Annotated in this window: 16 protein-coding genes; 14 read left to right on the top strand and 2 right to left on the bottom strand. The window is 55.0% G+C overall.

Translation table 11 applies throughout. From position 1 onward, the window contains the following. Positions 1–79: 79 nt before the first annotated feature. Together GBEM_RS02470 and lexA are read right to left on the bottom strand one after the other, a co-directional pair. On the bottom strand, positions 80–1,333 hold the full coding sequence (locus GBEM_RS02470; RefSeq protein WP_012528936.1) for a DNA polymerase Y family protein: 1,254 nt from the start codon (positions 1,331–1,333) through the stop codon (positions 80–82). Continuing rightward, positions 1,309–2,058, bottom strand: coding sequence for a transcriptional repressor LexA (lexA, locus tag GBEM_RS02475; RefSeq protein ID WP_012528937.1), 750 nt, complete (start codon positions 2,056–2,058; stop codon positions 1,309–1,311). Before lexA ends, GBEM_RS02470 begins: the two co-directional genes overlap by 25 nt. 170 nt (positions 2,059–2,228) lie before the next feature. On the opposite strand from lexA, the gene GBEM_RS21160 reads away from it, so the two are divergent. The 14 genes from GBEM_RS21160 to GBEM_RS02550 all read left to right on the top strand — a co-directional run bounded on the left by GBEM_RS21160 (position 2,229) and on the right by GBEM_RS02550 (position 17,801). Beyond that, positions 2,229–2,759: a hypothetical protein gene (locus tag GBEM_RS21160; protein WP_012528938.1), complete on the top strand. Its 531-nt coding sequence runs from the start codon at positions 2,229–2,231 to the stop codon at positions 2,757–2,759. A 298-nt stretch (positions 2,760–3,057) separates the two neighbouring features. After that, the gene (gene secD, locus GBEM_RS02480; RefSeq protein ID WP_012528939.1) at positions 3,058–4,662 is read left to right on the top strand and encodes a protein translocase subunit SecD; all 1,605 of its coding nucleotides are present in this window, start codon (positions 3,058–3,060) and stop codon (positions 4,660–4,662) included. A gap of 13 nt (positions 4,663–4,675) precedes the next feature. Beyond that, on the top strand, positions 4,676–5,617 hold the full coding sequence (gene secF / locus GBEM_RS02485) for a protein translocase subunit SecF (RefSeq protein WP_012528940.1): 942 nt from the start codon (positions 4,676–4,678) through the stop codon (positions 5,615–5,617). Between the two features lie 3 nt (positions 5,618–5,620). After that, positions 5,621–7,375: a cation:proton antiporter gene (locus GBEM_RS02490; protein WP_012528941.1), complete on the top strand. Its 1,755-nt coding sequence runs from the start codon at positions 5,621–5,623 to the stop codon at positions 7,373–7,375. Positions 7,376–8,279: 904 nt separating this feature from the next. Then, complete coding sequence (locus GBEM_RS02500; protein WP_012528942.1) at positions 8,280–9,233, top strand: NAD(P)-dependent alcohol dehydrogenase; 954 nt, start codon at positions 8,280–8,282, stop codon at positions 9,231–9,233. Positions 9,234–9,270: 37 nt separating this feature from the next. Further along, positions 9,271–9,924, top strand: a complete 654-nt coding sequence (locus GBEM_RS02505; protein WP_012528943.1) for a nitroreductase family protein — start codon at positions 9,271–9,273, stop codon at positions 9,922–9,924. A gap of 91 nt (positions 9,925–10,015) precedes the next feature. Next, on the top strand, positions 10,016–10,669 hold the full coding sequence (locus tag GBEM_RS02510; protein ID WP_012528944.1) for a cysteine hydrolase family protein: 654 nt from the start codon (positions 10,016–10,018) through the stop codon (positions 10,667–10,669). Positions 10,670–10,724: 55 nt separating this feature from the next. Then, positions 10,725–11,087: a hypothetical protein gene (locus GBEM_RS02515; RefSeq protein ID WP_012528945.1), complete on the top strand. Its 363-nt coding sequence runs from the start codon at positions 10,725–10,727 to the stop codon at positions 11,085–11,087. A 360-nt stretch (positions 11,088–11,447) separates the two neighbouring features. Beyond that, on the top strand, positions 11,448–12,188 hold the full coding sequence (locus GBEM_RS02520; protein ID WP_012528946.1) for a nucleotidyltransferase family protein: 741 nt from the start codon (positions 11,448–11,450) through the stop codon (positions 12,186–12,188). Beyond that, entirely contained in the window at positions 12,185–12,961 is a 777-nt protein-coding gene (locus tag GBEM_RS02525; RefSeq protein WP_012528947.1) for a sugar phosphate isomerase/epimerase family protein, read from the top strand. Before GBEM_RS02520 ends, GBEM_RS02525 begins: the two co-directional genes overlap by 4 nt. A 907-nt stretch (positions 12,962–13,868) precedes the next feature. After that, on the top strand, positions 13,869–15,095 hold the full coding sequence (locus tag GBEM_RS02535; RefSeq protein ID WP_012528949.1) for a DUF898 family protein: 1,227 nt from the start codon (positions 13,869–13,871) through the stop codon (positions 15,093–15,095). Next, positions 15,092–16,123: a M48 family metallopeptidase gene (locus tag GBEM_RS02540; protein ID WP_012528950.1), complete on the top strand. Its 1,032-nt coding sequence runs from the start codon at positions 15,092–15,094 to the stop codon at positions 16,121–16,123. Before GBEM_RS02535 ends, GBEM_RS02540 begins: the two co-directional genes overlap by 4 nt. Before the next feature lie 80 nt (positions 16,124–16,203). Then, the gene (locus GBEM_RS20585; RefSeq protein ID WP_012528951.1) at positions 16,204–17,232 is read left to right on the top strand and encodes a DUF5684 domain-containing protein; all 1,029 of its coding nucleotides are present in this window, start codon (positions 16,204–16,206) and stop codon (positions 17,230–17,232) included. A gap of 77 nt (positions 17,233–17,309) precedes the next feature. Then, positions 17,310–17,801, top strand: a complete 492-nt coding sequence (locus GBEM_RS02550) for a pyridoxamine 5'-phosphate oxidase family protein (protein WP_012528952.1) — start codon at positions 17,310–17,312, stop codon at positions 17,799–17,801. Positions 17,802–17,914: the final 113 nt, after the last annotated feature.

A 17,914-nucleotide genomic window follows, 5' to 3' on the forward strand; every position in this document is an offset into this window, starting at 1 on the left:
TCGGTTTCCTCTGTGACCTCCGTGATCCTCAGCGACCTCTGTGTTCCGCCTTTCAAAGTTTCCTCTGTGGTGAGTGCTTTTAGCTTCTACTGGTCAAAGTCATATATTTATTCTGCTCCGGATCCCACTCCGGCGGCGGCTCGCTGGCCATAGTCGCCTCACGGCGTGCCGCCAGCCCCTTGCCCCAGCGCACCGCGTCGCGCCCATGCTTTTCCCGCAAGAGGTCCAGCGTCTCCTGCAAATCGGCCTGCTTCTGCGACACCTGGGCCGTCGCCGGCGCGAACAGGTCCATCTGTCCCGCGTCCTCCGCCACCTGGTCGCAACTAAGCCGCAAACCCTTCACCCTCTGCCGCCGTTTGCAGGTAGTGAAGAAGAGATCCTCCACCGCCGCCAGCAACTGCAGGTCCAGCGAAGTCGGCACCGGCAGCACCTTCTTTCCCTGCTGGCTCACCCCGTCCGCGTACATCACCGAAAGCGTCAGCTTGCGTGCTCCCTTCCTAAGCCGCCGCAACCGAAGCCCGCATGCCTCCACCAACCGCAGCAGCTCCGACAGCAGGATCGCGTCGTCGTTCTCCTCCTGGTCCAGCAGCCCCTCCTCCACGATCTCCGTGGAGAGCCTGGGAGGTTGAACCGGAGACCTGTCGATGCCGCAGGAGCGGTCATGCAAAAGAGGCGCAAAAGGGCCGACAGCAAGGCGGAGTTGCGGCATCGACAGCGACGCCACCTGCTCCACCCGCTGCAGGTTCAGATCCCGAAAGAGCAGAGCCTGCCGCGATTCCCCCACCCCGGGCAGCACCGAAACAGGAAAGGGCGCCAGAAAGCTCCGCTCCGCCCCATGGAACACGTCGTAGACCCCCGCCTCCTGCATCACATCCGCAGCCACCCGCGAGACCAGCTTGTTCACCCCCGCCCCGGCCATCGCCTCCAGCCCCATCCTGTTCGCTATCGCCTTCTCCAGCCTGGCCGCGACATCCCGCGCCGGCCCGAAGAGCCTGCGCGAAGCGGTGAGATCCAGGAACGCCCGCCCGGCCCCCGGTTCCACGATAGGGGTGAATTCGGCCGAGAGATCCTGTAGCGCTTGGCTTCCCTTCGCCATCAGGTGAGGGTCCGGAGCGATCACGATGAGCGCGGGGCAGGACTTGCGAGCGTGGTAGATGGGAGTCCCCGCGTGCACCCCCTCCGCCGCAGCCTCCGCAGAGATGCACTGCAGCAGCGCCCGTTCCGAGTTGAGCGGAGCCACCGCCACCGGCCGTCCGCGCAGGTTCGAGTCGACGACCCGGGCCAGCGCGATGGGAAAAGCGGGAACAGTTATGTGGAGGATTTCCCGGTCCACTTCTTATAAAACCTCATAGAGCCCACCAGCACGCCCCTGATATGAAACTCGTCGTCTTCCGTCACCATGATGGGGCTCATCGCCGAGTTCGCCGGCTGCAACTGAATCGAATTTCCCTTCCGGACGTACTTCTTGATCGTGATCGAACCGTTCACCTCCGCGATCACCGTCTGGCCCGTCTCCGCCACAGCCTGCGGGTGCACAGCCACGTAATCGCCGTCCATGATCCCCATCTCCACCATCGAATCGCCGCGCACCTCGTACACCACGTTGCCCGGTCCCGCCATCGCAGAAGGGACCTCGATGGCGTCCGCCAGTTGGAAAGCCTGCACCGGCCGTCCCGCCGCCACGATCCCCACCAGCGGCAGCTCCATTCCTATGATCGGTGCGACAGCAGGCGTTTGTGGATTTCCCCCCTCAGCAAAGTGCAGTTCCTGGGATTCCGGAGAACCTGGAGAGTATTTGCCCACGAAGCGTTGCGCGAGAACTTGCGTCCCCCCCTTTGCGAAGGGGGGACAGGGGGGATTTGCCAGTTGCAGACCTCGTTTCGCGTTCCACTGGCGAGTCAGGTGTCCGTCTTTCTCCAGAGCGCGCAAGTAATGCTGCACCGTCCCCAGCGAGCCGAAGCCGCATCCAGAGGCGATCTCCTGTTGCGAGGGCTGGAACCCGTGCCGCTCCGCGAATGACAAAATGAAATCAAGCACCCTCTTCTGTTTAGGCGTCATCTGTCCCCCTCTCCCCGAATCAGGGTTGCGAGAATACTCGCAAGTTTGTCGTAAGTCAAGAGAGGGAGAAAGGGTGAGGAAGAAGGAGAGAGGAGGAGGAGAGAGAGGAGGAGGTGGTGGTGAAATGGTGGAGGAGGTGGTGGTGAAATGGTGGAGGAGGTGGTGGTGAAATGGTGGAGGATGATGATCGTGGTGTTGGCAGCAGGTGGTGGAAGTGGGTGTGCTATGTACAAGTGAATGCAACTGACCTTGAGCTGCTGGCACGTCAGCCTGCAATGCATGTGTGCAATAAAGTCATGGCTAGCAATCTATTCTTGCAACTAACTATGACTTCATATAGAGTTTGTATCATGAAGTTATTTACTGCTAATTCCACAACGAAAAAATTTATGCTGCCTTTAATCCTGGCTGTAGCAGTCTTTTTTGTTACGCAAGGGATAGAAGTACCTAATTTCAGTGATTTGCTGGAACCTCAGCTTTCCTTGTCACAGAAATCCAACGGCTCCGATACCGCTGTTGTTAAAACTCTGACAAAATGCTCGCATATAAAATCCATAAAAAACGTCAATTTTTCAGCTCTCGTCAGCAATGCATTCCAGATAAATAGTCCAGTCGTTCCCGTTACGGTTTTTCAGCATCAATCCCAATCCTTTATCTCGTCTGTAGTCTCAATTCTTCCTGCCAGAGCACCACCCGCGTAGCACACATCATTCCTCAGTAGCAGCCATAGTTTGCACTTTCCGCGCGTTTTTTTGCGCAGGAAAAAATGCGTTCGCAGCGTATTCATTTTTTAATGCACGTGCTGCGAGCAAATGACGCGGCATATCTGCGTGCATGCAAGCTAAAAACCAAATAACAGCAGCTTAGTGATATCTGGGCCAAAAACTATGGCTTGGCGCCTTCGCCGTCTTCAGTGCGAGGTGCAAAGGTCCAGGCGCGCCCGATGTATTTCTGCGCTCGCAGCCAAGATAATCACAACAACTGGAAAGGACACACGCTATGCCAAAGAGCATTTCATGGCGCATAACCATGATTGTATTTTTTGTACTCTTATCGTTTCTATACCTCACGCCTACTCTGGTTTCCAACTTGCCTAACTGGTGGACAGGGTATTTCCCCAAAGACAAAATCCATCTGGGGCTTGACCTTCAGGGCGGCACCCACCTTGTAATGAAAGTGGATACGCAAAAAGCAGTTGAGGGTTATATCGATTTGATTGCCTCGGATCTCGAAGATTCACTCAATGTCCGTCGCATCCGCATTCATCAGATTAACCGGGTTGGTGAAGATGCCATACGACTGGCATTCTACGACGTGAATAGTGCGGAAAACGAGGCACAACTTATAAAGAAAAAATATCCAGAACTAGAGCAGATACAAATACGTGATTCTGAGGGTGGGATGGTACACCTCGAATTCCGAATGGAAAAGAAGGCCGTGCAGGATAGGAAGGACAAGGCTGTTGCCCAGGCTCTTGAAACTATCCGCAACCGAATCGATCAGTTCGGGGTATTGGAGCCGGTAATACAGAGAGAAGGAATAGATCATATAGTGATCCAACTTCCAGGCATCACTGATCCCAAACGAGCTATTGAGTTGATCGGAAAAACTGCGCGCCTTGAATTCAAGCTCGTGGACGAAAATCTCAGCGCATCGTCCTCCTCTCCCTATGCTATGCCGGACGATGCAGAGATTCTGATGGAGCAGCAATCGAATTCAGCCACCGGAGCTGTTCAGGGAGTGCCTATTGTAGTGAAGAAAAAGGCCATCATCACCGGCGATCTCCTCACCGACGCTCAAGTGAAGATTGATTCACAAAATAACGAACCATATGTGGCAATTGATTTCAATTCCACCGGTGCCAGGCTCTTCGACCAGGTGACTGCTGCTAATGTAGGGAAACGCTTTGCTATTGTCCTTGATGGCAATGTGTACTCGGCACCGGTTATTCGGGAACGGATCTCCGGCGGCTCAGCGCAGATCTCCGGCAACTTCAACGAAAAGGAGGCTGCTGATCTGGCTATTGTCCTACGCGCGGGATCGCTTCCCGCCCCGGTGAAGATTGTGCAGAACGTCACGGTCGGTCCGTCGATAGGCGAGGATTCCATCTCCAAAGGGTTGATGGCTGGTGGAATAGGCATCCTTCTGGTTGTGCTTTTCATGGTGTTTTACTACCGGATGGCAGGACTGGTGGCAAATTTCGGCATGGTGCTCAACGTGTTGTTTCTCCTGGGAGCGCTGGCGGCTCTCGGTGCCACGCTGACCTTGCCCGGTATCGCGGCCATCGTTCTTTTGGTCGGCATGTCGGTTGACTCGAACGTGCTTATCTTTGAGCGGGTCAAAGAGGAAATCAGGCTTGGCTGTACCCCAAAGATGAGTATCGATGCTGGATATGACAAGGCCTTCCTGACCGTCATGGACTCTCATGTTACCACCCTGATCACAGCGGCTGTCCTATTCCAGTTTGGGACAGGACCGGTCAAGGGATTCGCGGTCTCACTGAGCCTTGGCGTTATCATCAACCTTTTTACCACGCTTGTCACAACCAAGGTGGTCTTTGACAGCGCCTTCAGCCGCTTTCAGATCAGACGGCTCAGCATATAGAGAGGAAAAAACTATGCAACTTATCAGCAATACCAACATTGACTTTATCGGCAAAAGGAAAGTCAGCTTTGTCATATCGACTATCATTGCGATCATCGGCTTGATTGGTATCCTTCAAATCGCCAGGAACTCAGCCAACATGGGCATTGATTTTTCTGGAGGTACCTCGGTCCAGCTAAGCTTCACACATCCTATCCCTCAGGAAAAAGCACGCGAACTGCTTTCCGACCACCTTTTCAGAGAGGTCAACTTGCAGGAGATAAAGGGAGGAAACAGGATCCTGGTAAAGGTCGGGAAATCCGGGGCAGACGTTTCCGAAACGATCACGGCAGTATTTAAAAAGGAGTTTCCTGGCAACGCCTTTGTCGTCGAAAGCTCAACTGATGTCGGTCCCTCGATCGGTAACAAACTCAAAACGGATACTCTGAAAGCTGTGGGCCTTTCCATGATCGGCATCATCCTCTATATCGCTTGGCGGTTCGATTTTAAATTCGGAGTAGGTGCCATAGCCGCCACACTGCACGACGTGCTCGCAATGGTCGCTCTGTTTTACCTGATGAACAAGGAGATCAACCTTCTTTTCATAACCGCAGTCCTGACCATTGCCGGCTACTCCCTTACAGACACCGTGGTGGTTTTCGACAGGATCAGGGAAAACCTGCATAAGTATGTGGATGACACCAAAGAGGGTCTGTTCAACAGGAGCATCAACGAAGTTCTCCCTAGAACCGTGATCACCTCACTGACCACATTCCTTGCAGCCATCTCCTTATTCCTGTTCGGCGGCGAGGTGATTCACGATTTTGCCCTGGCACTGGTAGCCGGCATCGTCATTGCCACATATTCATCCATATTCATAGCAAGCCCAATCGTTGCGGTGCTTGAGGCAAGGCGGGGCGGATGGGAGTTGGCGGACGGGGACGGCTTAAGTGGAACCAGTGAGGAGGAACTGTAAAAAATGCACAACCTCGATCTCATCATGACAATAACCGGCGGCTTTACGGCAGCACTGCTATTTGGGTATCTTACCCATCGCCTGGGCATGTCGACGATTGTCGGCTACCTTTTGGCCGGCATTGCCGTCGGATCGCATACCCCTGGTTTTGTCGCGGACCGAGCCATGGCTGAACAGTTTGCCGAAATCGGTGTCATCCTGCTCATGTTCGGCGTAGGCCTTCAGTTTCACCTGAAGGAGTTACTTGAGGTGCGGCGCGTAGCCATACCCGGAGCCCTTTGTCAGAGCGCCGTAGCAACCCTCCTTAGTTGCCTTGTGGCGAGGTGGCTGGGGTGGGGGTGGTCGGCAGGGATAGTGTTTGGCTTTGCAGTTTCGGTGGCCAGCACGGTGGTTCTACTTCGCGTCCTGGTTGACAACAACGAGATGCACACTCCGACCGGCCACATCGCAGTGGGGTGGCTGGTCGTCGAGGATATACTGACCGTGTTTCTGCTGGTAATTCTGCCGATACTGTTCGGCGCTGGTACGGCGGACTCGGCGAGTCTCCCCGCGGCCATCGGCATCTCTTTGGCTAAGATAGCACTTCTCGTTGGGCTGACCTTCTGGGTAGGCGGGCGCACCATCCCATGGCTCCTGGAGCGTGTGGCCGCTACCCATTCGCGCGAACTCTTCACCCTCACCGTCCTGGTTCTTGCCCTTGGGATTGCCGTTGCATCGACAAAGGTCTTCGGCGTCTCCATGGCGCTAGGCGCATTCCTGGCGGGGATGGTGGTGAAGCAGTCCGACTTCAGCTTCCGCGCAGCCTCGGAGGCGCTTCCCATGAGGGACGCCTTCGCGGTGCTCTTCTTCGTCTCGGTGGGAATGCTTTTTAACCCCGGGCATCTGATGCAGGAACCGGGTCTCGTGCTCATTACCTTGGTGATAATCCTGCTGGGGAAGCCGTTGGCCGCGCTGACGATTGTGCTTGTCCTGAGGTATGCCCCTCGTGTGGCACTCTCAGTTGCCGTCGCCCTGGCTCAGATCGGCGAGTTTTCGTTCATCCTGGCCACGGCAGGTAAGGACATGGGGGTGTTGGGAGAGAGTGGAGCAAATACTATAGTTGCCGCTGCGATTATCTCGATCAGCCTCAACCCGCTTTTGTACCGGCTTATTGGTCCCCTGGAGCGGCGGGCAAGGCACACCCGTCTGTGGCAAATACTTGAAGCAAGGTCAAAACCACATGCACTAGGCGGCGAAGCGGTCCCAGGCCTGCATTCGGTATCCCGCGACCGTGCAATCGTGGTGGGGTACGGCCCGACAGGAAAAACTCTGGTGCGCCTGCTAGTCGACAACGGAGTTGATCCGTTTGTGGTGGAGATGAACATACATATGGTTCGGCAATTACAGGCCGATGGGATTGGAGTAATTTATGGTGACGCAACCAACCGCGATACGCTCTGCGCTGCCGGGATACAGGATGCCGTTGCCCTCATCCTCACCTCTTCCGGAATGCAAGGGAGTGAGGAGACTATCCAGTTGGCCCGGGAGATAAACCCGAGACTGCGGATCATCGCCCGCACCACCTATTTGCGGAATATACAAACGCTTCGCGAGGCAGGAGCTGAAGCGGTTTTTTCAGGTGAGGGTGAGATTGCGCTCAACATGACTGAACACATGTTGCGTAAACTCGGAGCCACTGATGAACAGATAAGCCGAGAACGAGACCGAGTCAGAGACGAATTGCTCGGTGGCTCAATGACCGGGCTTAAAGTGACATGACGTTGTAAATTCTTTACCTCGAAGAACAAGGGGATGCCCGTAAATATAATGGGCGTCCCCTTGTTTCATTGTTCCGTGGTCGTGGTGGGATGGACGGGTGAATATGCAGGAGGCTTGAGCGACTGGAAGACCGACGCGGCGAAGTGGTTTTCGGGAATCGCAGGGAAGTCGGATGCGCGAGACACCTGCGCATCGAATTTGTTGAACCTGTTTTTCGTTTTGTAAGACCTATTTTTCCTTTTGTAAGACCATATTTTTGTTTTGTAAGGCCATGTTTTTTGGAGCTTGAGAAAACTGTAATGATATTGCCCCTTTGGAAGCATGAAAAAATAGATCTACAAACAAAAAAACAGACGTGTTTTTTTGTTTGCGTGACTTATCCCCCAAAAAGGGGGGATGCTTAAGTGCTGCAAAAGGTTGCGAACGGGAATCGGGCAACGTGAAATTTCCTTGGAGACGTTGCTAGGCTGAAAAAGAAGCACCGGATATGAGGGTGATTGATCTTGCCCGGCGAGATATCACCTTTACAAAAATAATGTCACAATGGCCCCAGCCCCTAACTTCCTATCCCCGCAAATCCTCGAAGTCATCTTGCAACTGCGCAAGGTCAACGCGCCGGTAATCCAACATTAATCTTCGCCAGTAAAAGTCTTGCCATTTCAAGAAGATGACTGCAAAGTCGCATTGATGCGTAGTTCACTTTGACAAACATAAATGATGTCTCTATAGTGCCGTCTAATCTTTTGGGCTTTGTGCACTGTGCTCAAGTGAGAGGTGGAATAATAGCCCAAAGGAAACGATATGGAATTGTCTGCACCAATTGCGGTTCCAGCATCCGAGGGCACAAGCCGCAATGACATGAGTCGCAATGACCATGACAGAGAGGATGGTTTGGGAGACAACGATGAAAGCTGTGACAATAAGCAGGTATGGTGGCAACGAAGTTGTCGAAGTTGCGGATGTGCCGGTGCCTACTCCAGGGGAAGATGACGTACTCATCAAGGTCCATGCTGCTTCAGTGAATCCTGTGGACTGGAAGATTCGCAACGGCATGCTGAAGCTCTTTACCGGACGCTCTTTTCCTAAGATTCTCGGCAGTGAATGCGCTGGTGAGGTCGTTGAAACCGGAGCCAACGTGCGGCAGTTCAAAAAAGGGGATTTTGTCATTGGCTACCCGGGAATAAAAAGGTTGGCTGCCTTTGCTGAGTATGTTTGCGCTGACAAGGGAAGCACCTTTGTAAAGCCCGGCAATGTCAGCTCCGAGGAAGCATCCACGCTCCCCATTGCCGGGCTGACCGCATTGCGGGCGCTGCGGGACTTGGGCAAAGTTGCCGAGGGTGGGCACGTCTTGATCAATGGCGCGTCGGGAGGTGTAGGGACATTTGCCGTACAGATTGCAAAGATCCTTGGCGCGCGTGTCACCGCCGTATGCAGCGCCAGCAATGCAGCCCTGGTGCAAGATCTCGGTGCCGACCGGGTGTTGGATTATGCGCACGAGGACTTCACCAAAGGTGGCGAGAGGTTCGACGTCGTCTTCGACGCCATTGCCAAGCGCTCGTTTGCCGAGTGCAAAAGGGCGATGACGGCAAAGGGAGTCTACGTAAGCACGCTTCCGTCACCTTCCGTGCTGCTGAACCAGTACCTCACCCGATTTTTCACCCGGAAAACTGCAAAGGCCGTGATGGTTAAGCCCAATGCCGCGGATATGGAATGGATGAAGAAATATATCGAAGCAGGCAAACTCAGGGTTGTCGTTGATAAGGTTTTTTCTCTGGAGCAGATAAAGGAAGCCTTCATCTATAGTGAATCGGGAAAGGCTAAGGGAAAGATTGTTGTCAGGACGGGCGAAAGTGAATAAAGCACCTGTAGCCCGAAGAGGTAATAAGAGAGATCCGATGGAGAAAAATGATCAAACAATAGGAACCTTGAGTGAGATCGTCCGCGCGAGGAGAACGATACGCAGCTTTTCTAATAACGTTCCGCCTGTGGAGGAAATGGAAGAGATTCTTCGATCAGCGATATTCGCTCCATTTGGTCGTGCCACAGGGCTTCCTCCAAAGGAGATCCGCAAGATTTTCGTCTTTTCGCAGGGTACGGAACCTATGGAACAGGCAAGAGAACTGCTGCTCATGGAGATAAGTCGTGTTGCTCGCAAGGTGAAGATCGCAATCACTCTCTTCCCCTTTCTCAAAAAGACAATGGGGCTATTTGCAGAACGCATTTCAGTGCTTGAACGAAAGGGGATACCCGGTCTTTTGGAAGCCCCGTACTATGTCGTCATTGCGACCCGAAAGGGGTTTCCAGCCATGGAAAAGCAAACCATAGCACATGCGATGCAAAACATGTGGCTGTCGGCTACTGCGCAAGGCCTCGGATTGCAGCCCATTTCTCAGACCAGCATCATGTCGAAGAACAAGGAGTTCATGCAGTTGCTGGGGTTGAAGGCGGGCGATTATGAGTTGGACGGATGTGTCATCGGGGTGCAGAAGGCGCCTGCCGAACCCCGCGAGGAACGTCAGCTGGAAGATTTCGTTACCTGGGTTAGGTAAGAGGCAATATTCCAGGAGGTTCTGAAGGAATGCAAGCGCGCCTCAAGCTCATTCCGCCTCAACTGCGACTGAATAGGGGTGGGGAGGTGTTGTGAAGCGATCTAAAAAAATAATGTTCTGCTCTGCTGGTTCTGTTCTTCTTCTGGTGCTTGTGCTATTCGCTGCGATCTACTGGAGTATGCGCCCCACAACGGGAACTCCAATCAACAAATATGCCACTCCACGCGCTGCGCTTCTTATCGTTGACATCCAAGAAGACTACACTGGCCCGCAAGCAAAGAAACGCTACAGGGACGGTGATCGCATCGTCACTGTCTCTAATGCATTACTGGCACAGGCCCAAGCAAACGGAGCCGTTGTCGTGTTTGTAAAGAACGTGATCGATAACCCGATCATGTCTGCTCTCATGGGCGGAATCAACGCCCCAGATTCACCCGGTGCGGAAATGGACCGCCGCCTCATCGAAATTCCCGCGGCGGTTACTTTCCAGAAGAGCCGGCCGGATGCGTTTTCCACTCCAGAGCTTGATGCCTATCTTAGAGAAAAGCAGGTAGACCAAATATTTATCACCGGCCTGGACGGCGCCTACTGTGTGAGCGCCACTGCTCGTGGCGCTCTCAATCGCGGCTACAAAGTGACGCTGTTTCAGGACGGCGTAGCGACCGAAAGCAGCAAAAACATAGAGGAGTTGGCCAAGAGTTGGCGTCAAGCCGGAGCTCAAGTTAAGACGGGCTCCGAGATTTAATCCGACGTCCAGCCCGAGCGGTGTTATTCCCTGGTTGCACTATTAAAGAGGCGAAATGATAGCCATAACCTACAATGACCGATTCTTTAAGGCGGTAAGCAATTCTGAAAATGGCGAGGTGGATGAGAGCACCATCTTCCATTACCGGCAGACGGATGACCTCGTGTGGGGCACCTACCAAGGAGGACAAGTCCGGTTCGGTACGCTCGTCGCCAAGGTTCTTCCAGATGCGTCTCTGGAAATGAGATACAGCCATGTGAACCTCAACGGCGAGATGATGACAGGGGAGTGCCGCTCGACGCCGGAATTGTTGAAGGATGGACGCATCAAACTGAACGAGAAATGGCAGTGGACCTGCGGCGATTGCTCTGAAGGTGAATCTGCCGTGGAAGAATTACTCTCAGGCGATTTAAGCTAGCAGCCTGCTCGCCCACCGCCCACTTCTGCTCCGGCATCCGCTTTTAAAAGAGTGCAAACACTTCAGGGGCATACTCTCGTGCCCTTTTCAACGACCCTCCGCATCTCTTCCTTCCCCAATTAGGCTGCTTGCCCAAGTTCCCTTTTCCAGTACTATTGGATCTTGTTAATTTTTTTTCTTTCTGTACCCCCGCTAAGGCTACTCATATTCCCCCAAAGCTTCTCTCAGTTAGTAAAACCGTGGCACATGGCACCTGTAGTTTGTTGGACTAAAGGGGGCTGACTGTTCATGCGCCACAATGTCGTGAGGCGCACCGCAGGCATTATGACTTGTTCATCCTAAAAACGGGAGGGCGAAGCTTTGAAAGCATCACACGGCCCGGAAAACGCTTCTGAAATAATGGCAGGGCTCATCCCCCCGGAGCAATGGATGGTCTACGCCCTTTTCATCAACGAAATGGCAACCAGCGGCATCCCGTTCGCGGTCGGCGGCGGGTTGGCGGTCTCGGCCTACTCCGCCTGCGTCCGCAATACCAAGGACATGGACATTTACCTCCTGGAGAAAGACAGCCGGCAGGTCATCGAGATGAGCAGGCAACTTGGATTCGAGGAGTACACCGAGGTGCCGTACGATCGGACCTGGAGTTACCGCTGCACTCGCGGGGGCTACATCATAGACCTGCTCTGGTACATGCTGAATGGAAGGAGTTCCATAGACGAGACTTGGCTCACCTTGGGGTGGGAGCTTCTGGTTCGCGAGGTGCCGGTCAAACTCCTCCCTGTGGAAGAGCTGATTTGGTCGAAGCTCTATATTCTCAGGCACGATCGTGCCGACTGGCCCGACATCCTCAGTCTGCTCTATGCACGCGGAGTGGAACTCGACTGGGACCGCTTGCTTACAAATCTGGGGGCGGACCGGATGGTATTGGGGAGCGTGGTGAATCTGCTGCGCTGGTTCTGCCCTGGCCTTGCCTGCCGGCTCCCTGAGTCCATCTGGGCACCGATGGGGCTTCTTCCTCCGTCGTGCTCTACTGCGGAGACCGACCACGATAGGGTGGCGCTTTTCAACTGCGAGCATCTTTTTGGTGGAGGCTTGTCATGAAAATAGGAGCCATGAACCATCCCTGCCGCAATCCCGCCGACGAGATACGCCGCTTCGCCGACATGGGGCTCGACTTCATCGACTTGACGTTGGAGCCGCCGCAAGCCGGATGGTGGCAATGCAACTTGCAGCAGATAAAGGCGGCGCTGGCCGAGACCGGGATGGGGGTGGTAGGCCACACCGCCTACTATCTCCCCATCGCCCATCCCTTCGAGGAGGTGCGGCGTGGGGCGATCGACGGATTTCGCCACTGTATTGAGATTTTTGCCGAGCTAGGGGCGAAGGCGATGAACATACATCCCGACGCCCACGCGCCGATGCATGACCGGTCCTTCGTAATCAGCCAGAACCTGAAGAGCCTGACCGAAATCATGAAGGCGGCGGAGGGGACAGGCGTGAGTGTCATGGTTGAAAACCTTCCCCGCAACTTCAACTCGGCCGCGCAACTGGCGGAGCTGCTCGATCCCCTTCCGCAACTGGGGCTGCACCTCGACATCGGCCACACTGAGTTGATGGTGAAGACGAGCACCGCCGACGAGATCTTGGAGCGTTTCGGCTCGCGCCTCATGCATGCCCATCTCCACGACAACAAGGGGGGCGATGCCGATCTCCACCTCCCGCTCGGTGCCGGGGTCATCGATATTCCCAGGCATCTCGCTGTTTTGAAGAAGTCAGGCTACGACGGCACCATCACCCTCGAAGTATTCACGCCGGATACGAGCTACCTGAAGTACAGCGCCAAGAGGCTTCGTGCCATGTGGGACGAAGCATGATTTGCTAGGAGAAGCCGTAACCGCTCAAGAAAAGGGCGACCTCGTTGAATACCTGAAGTCGATCTAGCGCCAGCACAACACCAATGAAGGTTGAGGAGGGTACCGATGAAAAAAGTTATGGTCATAGCGCTAGCAGTGAGCGCCGGCGTCCTTGGCGCGTGCTGCACACCGTGTGTTTCACCCACAACCAATGAAGTCCCTATGTACCCGGTTACAGTGGGGGAGAAGACGTCGCTTTATGAAGTGGTGGCGCCCAATGCCCTGAGACTGGCTCCGGGTGTCGGCTTCAAGGAAGTACCAGGGCCCGGAGGGAAGAACAACGGCATAATCCTGATGAGGCCAAACGGGGCTACCGGCGGATACATGGCCTGCGGATGCATCGGCGCGACAACGAGTTCCTGCGTGACGACTTCGGACAACCCGGACCACCCATCCTGTAGCGGCGGCTGCAGCGACAGTGAAGGGAACCCGCAACCTTGCCAGTTGTTTGGGCCCATCATAGGCCCTCCGAGGGATCCTTTAATGATTCGATTCCTCGCCGGCCCGCTTCCACAATAAAGGCGTATCCGCCTAAACATCAGGCTCCGTCGCTGGTGCGAGGCGTGCAAAAAAGGCAGTTATCTGTCACAGGTAGCTGCCTCTTTTGTTCTTGCCGGGGCGGTGCTTCCTTAATCCAGGATCTGGGGATTTGACTTGGATGTCTATAGGTAATATAGTGCCGGCTTATTGAAAATATTTTATCAGTTTGCTTAATGTTCATTGCAACCTAGCCGATTAGATAAAGTGACTGTGACTTTGAACTCAGCAGAAGTAGCTCTGCTACCCTCTGCCAACTGACCGGATACTTGCGTGAATGCAAGAACGGGCACTTCAGATCCTGTGAGTCCCGTGCATTAAAGGAAAAAGGATGCCTTCAATAACTTTGACCTGCCCCGTTTGCAACTTCACAAAGCAGATGGACGTCAGCGCCATCCCGCGGCCGGGGACAACGGTCACCTGTCCCGTATGCAAGTCCCTTTTCCCGCTGCAAACCGATGCGCAGGGAGTTGCCTCGGAAGCAGGGAATACGCCTGCACTTCCTGAAGAGAACCAGACCCCGCCATCCTCGAAACCCGTCCGGCAAAGGCCGCGCACCCTCACTTTCGCATTCACCGGTGATGCCAGGGAATACTTCGGCATCTGGATCGTGAACACGCTGCTGCGCATCGTCACCTTGGGCTTTTATTCTCCGTGGGCCAAGGTCCGGAAGCGGCGCTACTTTTGCGGCAACACGCTGCTCGACGGAGCGCCCTTCGATTACCTTGCGGACCCTTGGGCCATCCTCAAGGGGTGGCTGGTCGCTGGCCTGTTTTTCGGCCTCTATTCCCTTACCTCGAGGATCAGCCCGCTCATATTCGCGGCTATCTCACTTCTTTTTCTGGGGATCTTCCCCTGGGTTGTGGTGCGGTCGCGTATCTTCAACCTCAGGAACTCCACCCACCGCAATATCCATTTCGGCTTCAACCCGGAGTACCGCGAGGCGTATCGGGTTTTCCTCGGCTGGCAGTTGCTGCTCCCGTTGACCATAGGCATCCTGGGTCCCTACGTTTTTTACCGCCAGTCCCGTTTCCTGGTGGAAAACAGCCGCTACGGCACCACTCCATTCAGCTTCCACGCCACCGCCACGGATTACTTCAAGATCTTCCTCCCCCTGCTCGTCCTGATACCTGTGGGGTTCGGTGCCGCCGTAGGGATCGGAGTCGGAGCGGGGGTGGGATTCCACAACGAGAAAGGCGCCGCAGTGGGTATCGTCTTCCTGCTTTTCGCCCTGGTATATCTGATAGCCGGCATTTATGTCAGAACCGCTCTCACCAACCTTGCCTGGAATTCAACCTCTCTGGGCCAGCACCGGTTCGCCTCTGCGCTCCGGGTACGCGATCTGCTTTGGATCTATCTCTCCAGCGCCGTTGCCGTCATCTGCACGCTGGGGTTGCTTGCGCCTTGGGCTGTTGTGCGCATGGTCAGGTATCGCTTGGAGCGGACCACCGTATCGGGTGTGGGCGGTTTCGATGCCATCCGGGCTTCAGAGGACCAGCAGGTAGGCGCCGGGCCTGAGGAACTGGTGGACATGGTGGGGTTCGACCTGGGACTATGATCGATTCCTGCGCTGCATTCTGGTACGACGGCCGTACCTCGCAAAGGCGGGAGGTGACGGTGAGTCTCGTCGAGTGTTCTTTGATAGTGTCCGGGCCGGATCTGGAACGCGCGTATCCTCTGGCGGAGGTCCGGATCGACCAGCGCCTGGGGAGGGTGCGGCGCACGCTGCGATTCCCCGACGGCGCGTCCGCGGAGACCGGTGCAGATGACTTTCTGGACGAGCTGCTGAAAACACAGGGGAGGGGCGGTTTCGTCGGGCGTTTGCACCGCTGGGAAATGAGTCTTGGCAAGGCAGGCGCTGCTTTGCTCCTCACGCTGGCTGTCGTCTTTTGCCTGGTTCGATACGGCGTTCCCTTGTTAGCGCAGAGGGTAGCCTTCGCCCTACCTGCTGCGACCGAGGAGGCTATCGGCCGGGAAACCCTGCAGATCCTCGACAAGGTGGCCTTGCAGCCGAGCGCGCTCCCCAAAGAACGCCGGCTGGAGTTGGAGCGCCTTTTCCGCGCCATGGTCTCGCAGCATCCCGAACGCCGCGGGTGGCGCCTGGAGTTTAGGGCTTCCAGGGAGATAGGCGCCAATGCCTTCGCACTCCCCTCCGGCATCGTCATCCTGACCGATCGCATGGTGGAAATTGCCGAAAACGATCACCAACTGGCCGGGGTGCTGGCCCATGAGACGGGGCATGTAACCCACAGGCACGCCCTGCGCCATCTGCTGCAGAATTCGGCCACAGCTCTCGTGGTCGCCGGCTTGACCGGAGACATCGTCTCGGTCAGCTCTTTTGCTGCAACCATGCCTGCAGTCATCATCAATGCAAAATACTCGCGCGATTTCGAGCGGGAAGCGGATGCCGCTGCAGTTGAGTACCTGAAGGGAAGGGGTATCCCGGTGCGCCGCTACGCCGAGATCTTGGCGCGGCTCGATGCGGATCATTACAAAGAGCGGGACGCAGTTCCCCGCCTCGGGGAGATGCTTGGCAGTCATCCTTTGATGCTGGAAAGGGTGCAAAACGTGTTGGCCGCCGAGTAGGTGCGGCTGCGCCAGCGGAGTTGCTTGTCGTTCCGCGAAAACTAACCAATCAACTACAAGCTCTGTACGATGGAGGGAGCGTGAAAACTTTATTTCGAACTTGGGTGCTTGTTCTGGCTATCTGGCTGGAGCTGTCAGGAATGTGTTTTGCCAAGCAGGTTTTCCTGCAGGACGGCAGCGTCCTTGAGTGTGAAGCCTTTTGGAGGCGCAATGGCGAGGTCGTGGTTAAGGTGAACCGGGACGTGGTCCTCAACTTCACGCGCAGCGAAGTAAATATCGGTAAAACGTTCAAGGAGGCAAAACGCCGTGCGGCCGCGGTAAAGCGGAGCCAGGGCCATAGAAAGCGGTCTGAGACGACATCCGTTGCCGGAACGCCTGGCCACCAGGGCGTGCAGTCAGCTGCAAGGGCAGGCGAGGCGCAGGCGGCGGTGCTGCCGGCAGAGCAGGTTCCTGCGGCGCCGAAAGCCGCTCCGGTTGCCGCTTCGGCACCGGTGGCAACCGAGGCGGTCCTGCCCGAACCGGCCCAGGGTGCTTCCGCCGAAAGCGGCCCCATTTCGCAAACGGAACTGGAGCAACGCACCCGCGAGAATGCCGAACTGATGGCGCAGGCGATAAAGAAGCAAGACCCCGAACTGATGAAGAAGGCGGTCGAGGCGCAGAAGAGCCTGGTCCAACAGCAAAAAAGTGCGCAAACCATTGTCCGGAAAAACGGGCAGCCCCTCAAGGAACCGGCCTGGTTCAAATATCTGCTCATGATGGCTTTCAGCGGAGTCTTGATCATCGTCGCCATGTGGGTCATTTTCCGCAAGGCCGGCGAGTCGGGGATCAAGAGCATCATCCCGTTTTATAACCTCTATGTCCTGATGGTAATCTCGGGAAAGCCGGGTTGGTGGTTCATCCTGCTGTTCGTCCCTATCGTGGGATTGGCAATACATCTGCTCACAATGCTGTCGCTGGCGGAGAAATTTGGAAGAAGCGCAGCTTTTGCCGTGGGAATGATTTTTCTCCCGGTGTTCTTCTTCCCTATGCTTGCCTTTGGAGGATCCCAGTATGAGGCAATGCCGAAGGAGTTGGAGTTCACCTTCTCAGAAGAACCTCCAGTGAGTTGACGGCACAAAGGCAGTTTCTCCGGCAACAAGCCAGGCGAGTGCGACCATTAAAAGTTGCACCAAGGAGGAATACGATCATGGAAATAGGAAAGCACTGGCCTATGATAAAAGCGGTATTGGATAAAGCGCACTCGACTAATCGTCACTGTGCCATTGCAACAGTTAGTGAGGACGGTACTCCCCATGTCACCCCGATAGGCTCGCTCTTTCTCAGGGATGATTGCACAGGTTTTTATATCGAGAGTTATTGTCAAAAGATGGCGGACAATCTCAAACGCAATAATCGTGTCTGCATCATGGGCATCAACAGTGGGATTGGATACTGGTTGAAGTCGCTTTTTTCCGGACGTTTTCCTTCTCCTCCTGGAGTGAGGCTTTATGGGACCGTCAGCGAACTCAGATTGGGTACTAAAGATGAGATAGAGTATTTCCAAAATCGGGTGCGGCCATTCCGGAAGCTCAAGGGGCATGATCTCCTTTGGAAAAACATGAGACATGTGCGCGAAATACAGTTACAGTCGTTTGAGCCCGTGCATGCGGCAAAGATGACACAGCATTTGTGGTTATAACGGTAGGTACGGACAGGTGCAGCGAACAGACCTGAGCTTGAGTGGTTGCCTCATTATGCATTAAGTGATTTAGCAGTCAGTATTGCGTAATGTCTTATCCTTTCGGGATTTAT

The organism is Citrifermentans bemidjiense Bem (assembly GCF_000020725.1).
Classification (GTDB): Bacteria; Desulfobacterota; Desulfuromonadia; order Geobacterales; family Geobacteraceae; genus Geomonas; species Geomonas bemidjiensis.

Excerpts from the sequence above, each read along its gene's own strand:
- GBEM_RS02535 (WP_012528949.1), top strand. The coding sequence starts at position 13,869 with ATGCCTTCAATAACTTTGACCTGCCCCGTTTGCAACTTCACAAAGCAG.
- GBEM_RS02500 (WP_012528942.1), top strand. The coding sequence starts at position 8,280 with ATGAAAGCTGTGACAATAAGCAGGTATGGTGGCAACGAAGTTGTCGAA.
- GBEM_RS02540 (WP_012528950.1), top strand. The coding sequence starts at position 15,092 with ATGATCGATTCCTGCGCTGCATTCTGGTACGACGGCCGTACCTCGCAA.
- secF (WP_012528940.1), top strand. The coding sequence starts at position 4,676 with ATGCAACTTATCAGCAATACCAACATTGACTTTATCGGCAAAAGGAAA.
- GBEM_RS02515 (WP_012528945.1), top strand. The coding sequence starts at position 10,725 with ATGATAGCCATAACCTACAATGACCGATTCTTTAAGGCGGTAAGCAAT.
- GBEM_RS02550 (WP_012528952.1), top strand. The coding sequence starts at position 17,310 with ATGGAAATAGGAAAGCACTGGCCTATGATAAAAGCGGTATTGGATAAA.
- GBEM_RS21160 (WP_012528938.1), top strand. The coding sequence starts at position 2,229 with ATGGTGGAGGATGATGATCGTGGTGTTGGCAGCAGGTGGTGGAAGTGG.
- GBEM_RS02505 (WP_012528943.1), top strand. The coding sequence starts at position 9,271 with ATGGAGAAAAATGATCAAACAATAGGAACCTTGAGTGAGATCGTCCGC.
- GBEM_RS02490 (WP_012528941.1), top strand. The coding sequence starts at position 5,621 with ATGCACAACCTCGATCTCATCATGACAATAACCGGCGGCTTTACGGCA.
- secD (WP_012528939.1), top strand. The coding sequence starts at position 3,058 with ATGCCAAAGAGCATTTCATGGCGCATAACCATGATTGTATTTTTTGTA.
- lexA (WP_012528937.1), bottom strand. The coding sequence starts at position 2,058 with ATGACGCCTAAACAGAAGAGGGTGCTTGATTTCATTTTGTCATTCGCG.
- GBEM_RS02525 (WP_012528947.1), top strand. The coding sequence starts at position 12,185 with ATGAAAATAGGAGCCATGAACCATCCCTGCCGCAATCCCGCCGACGAG.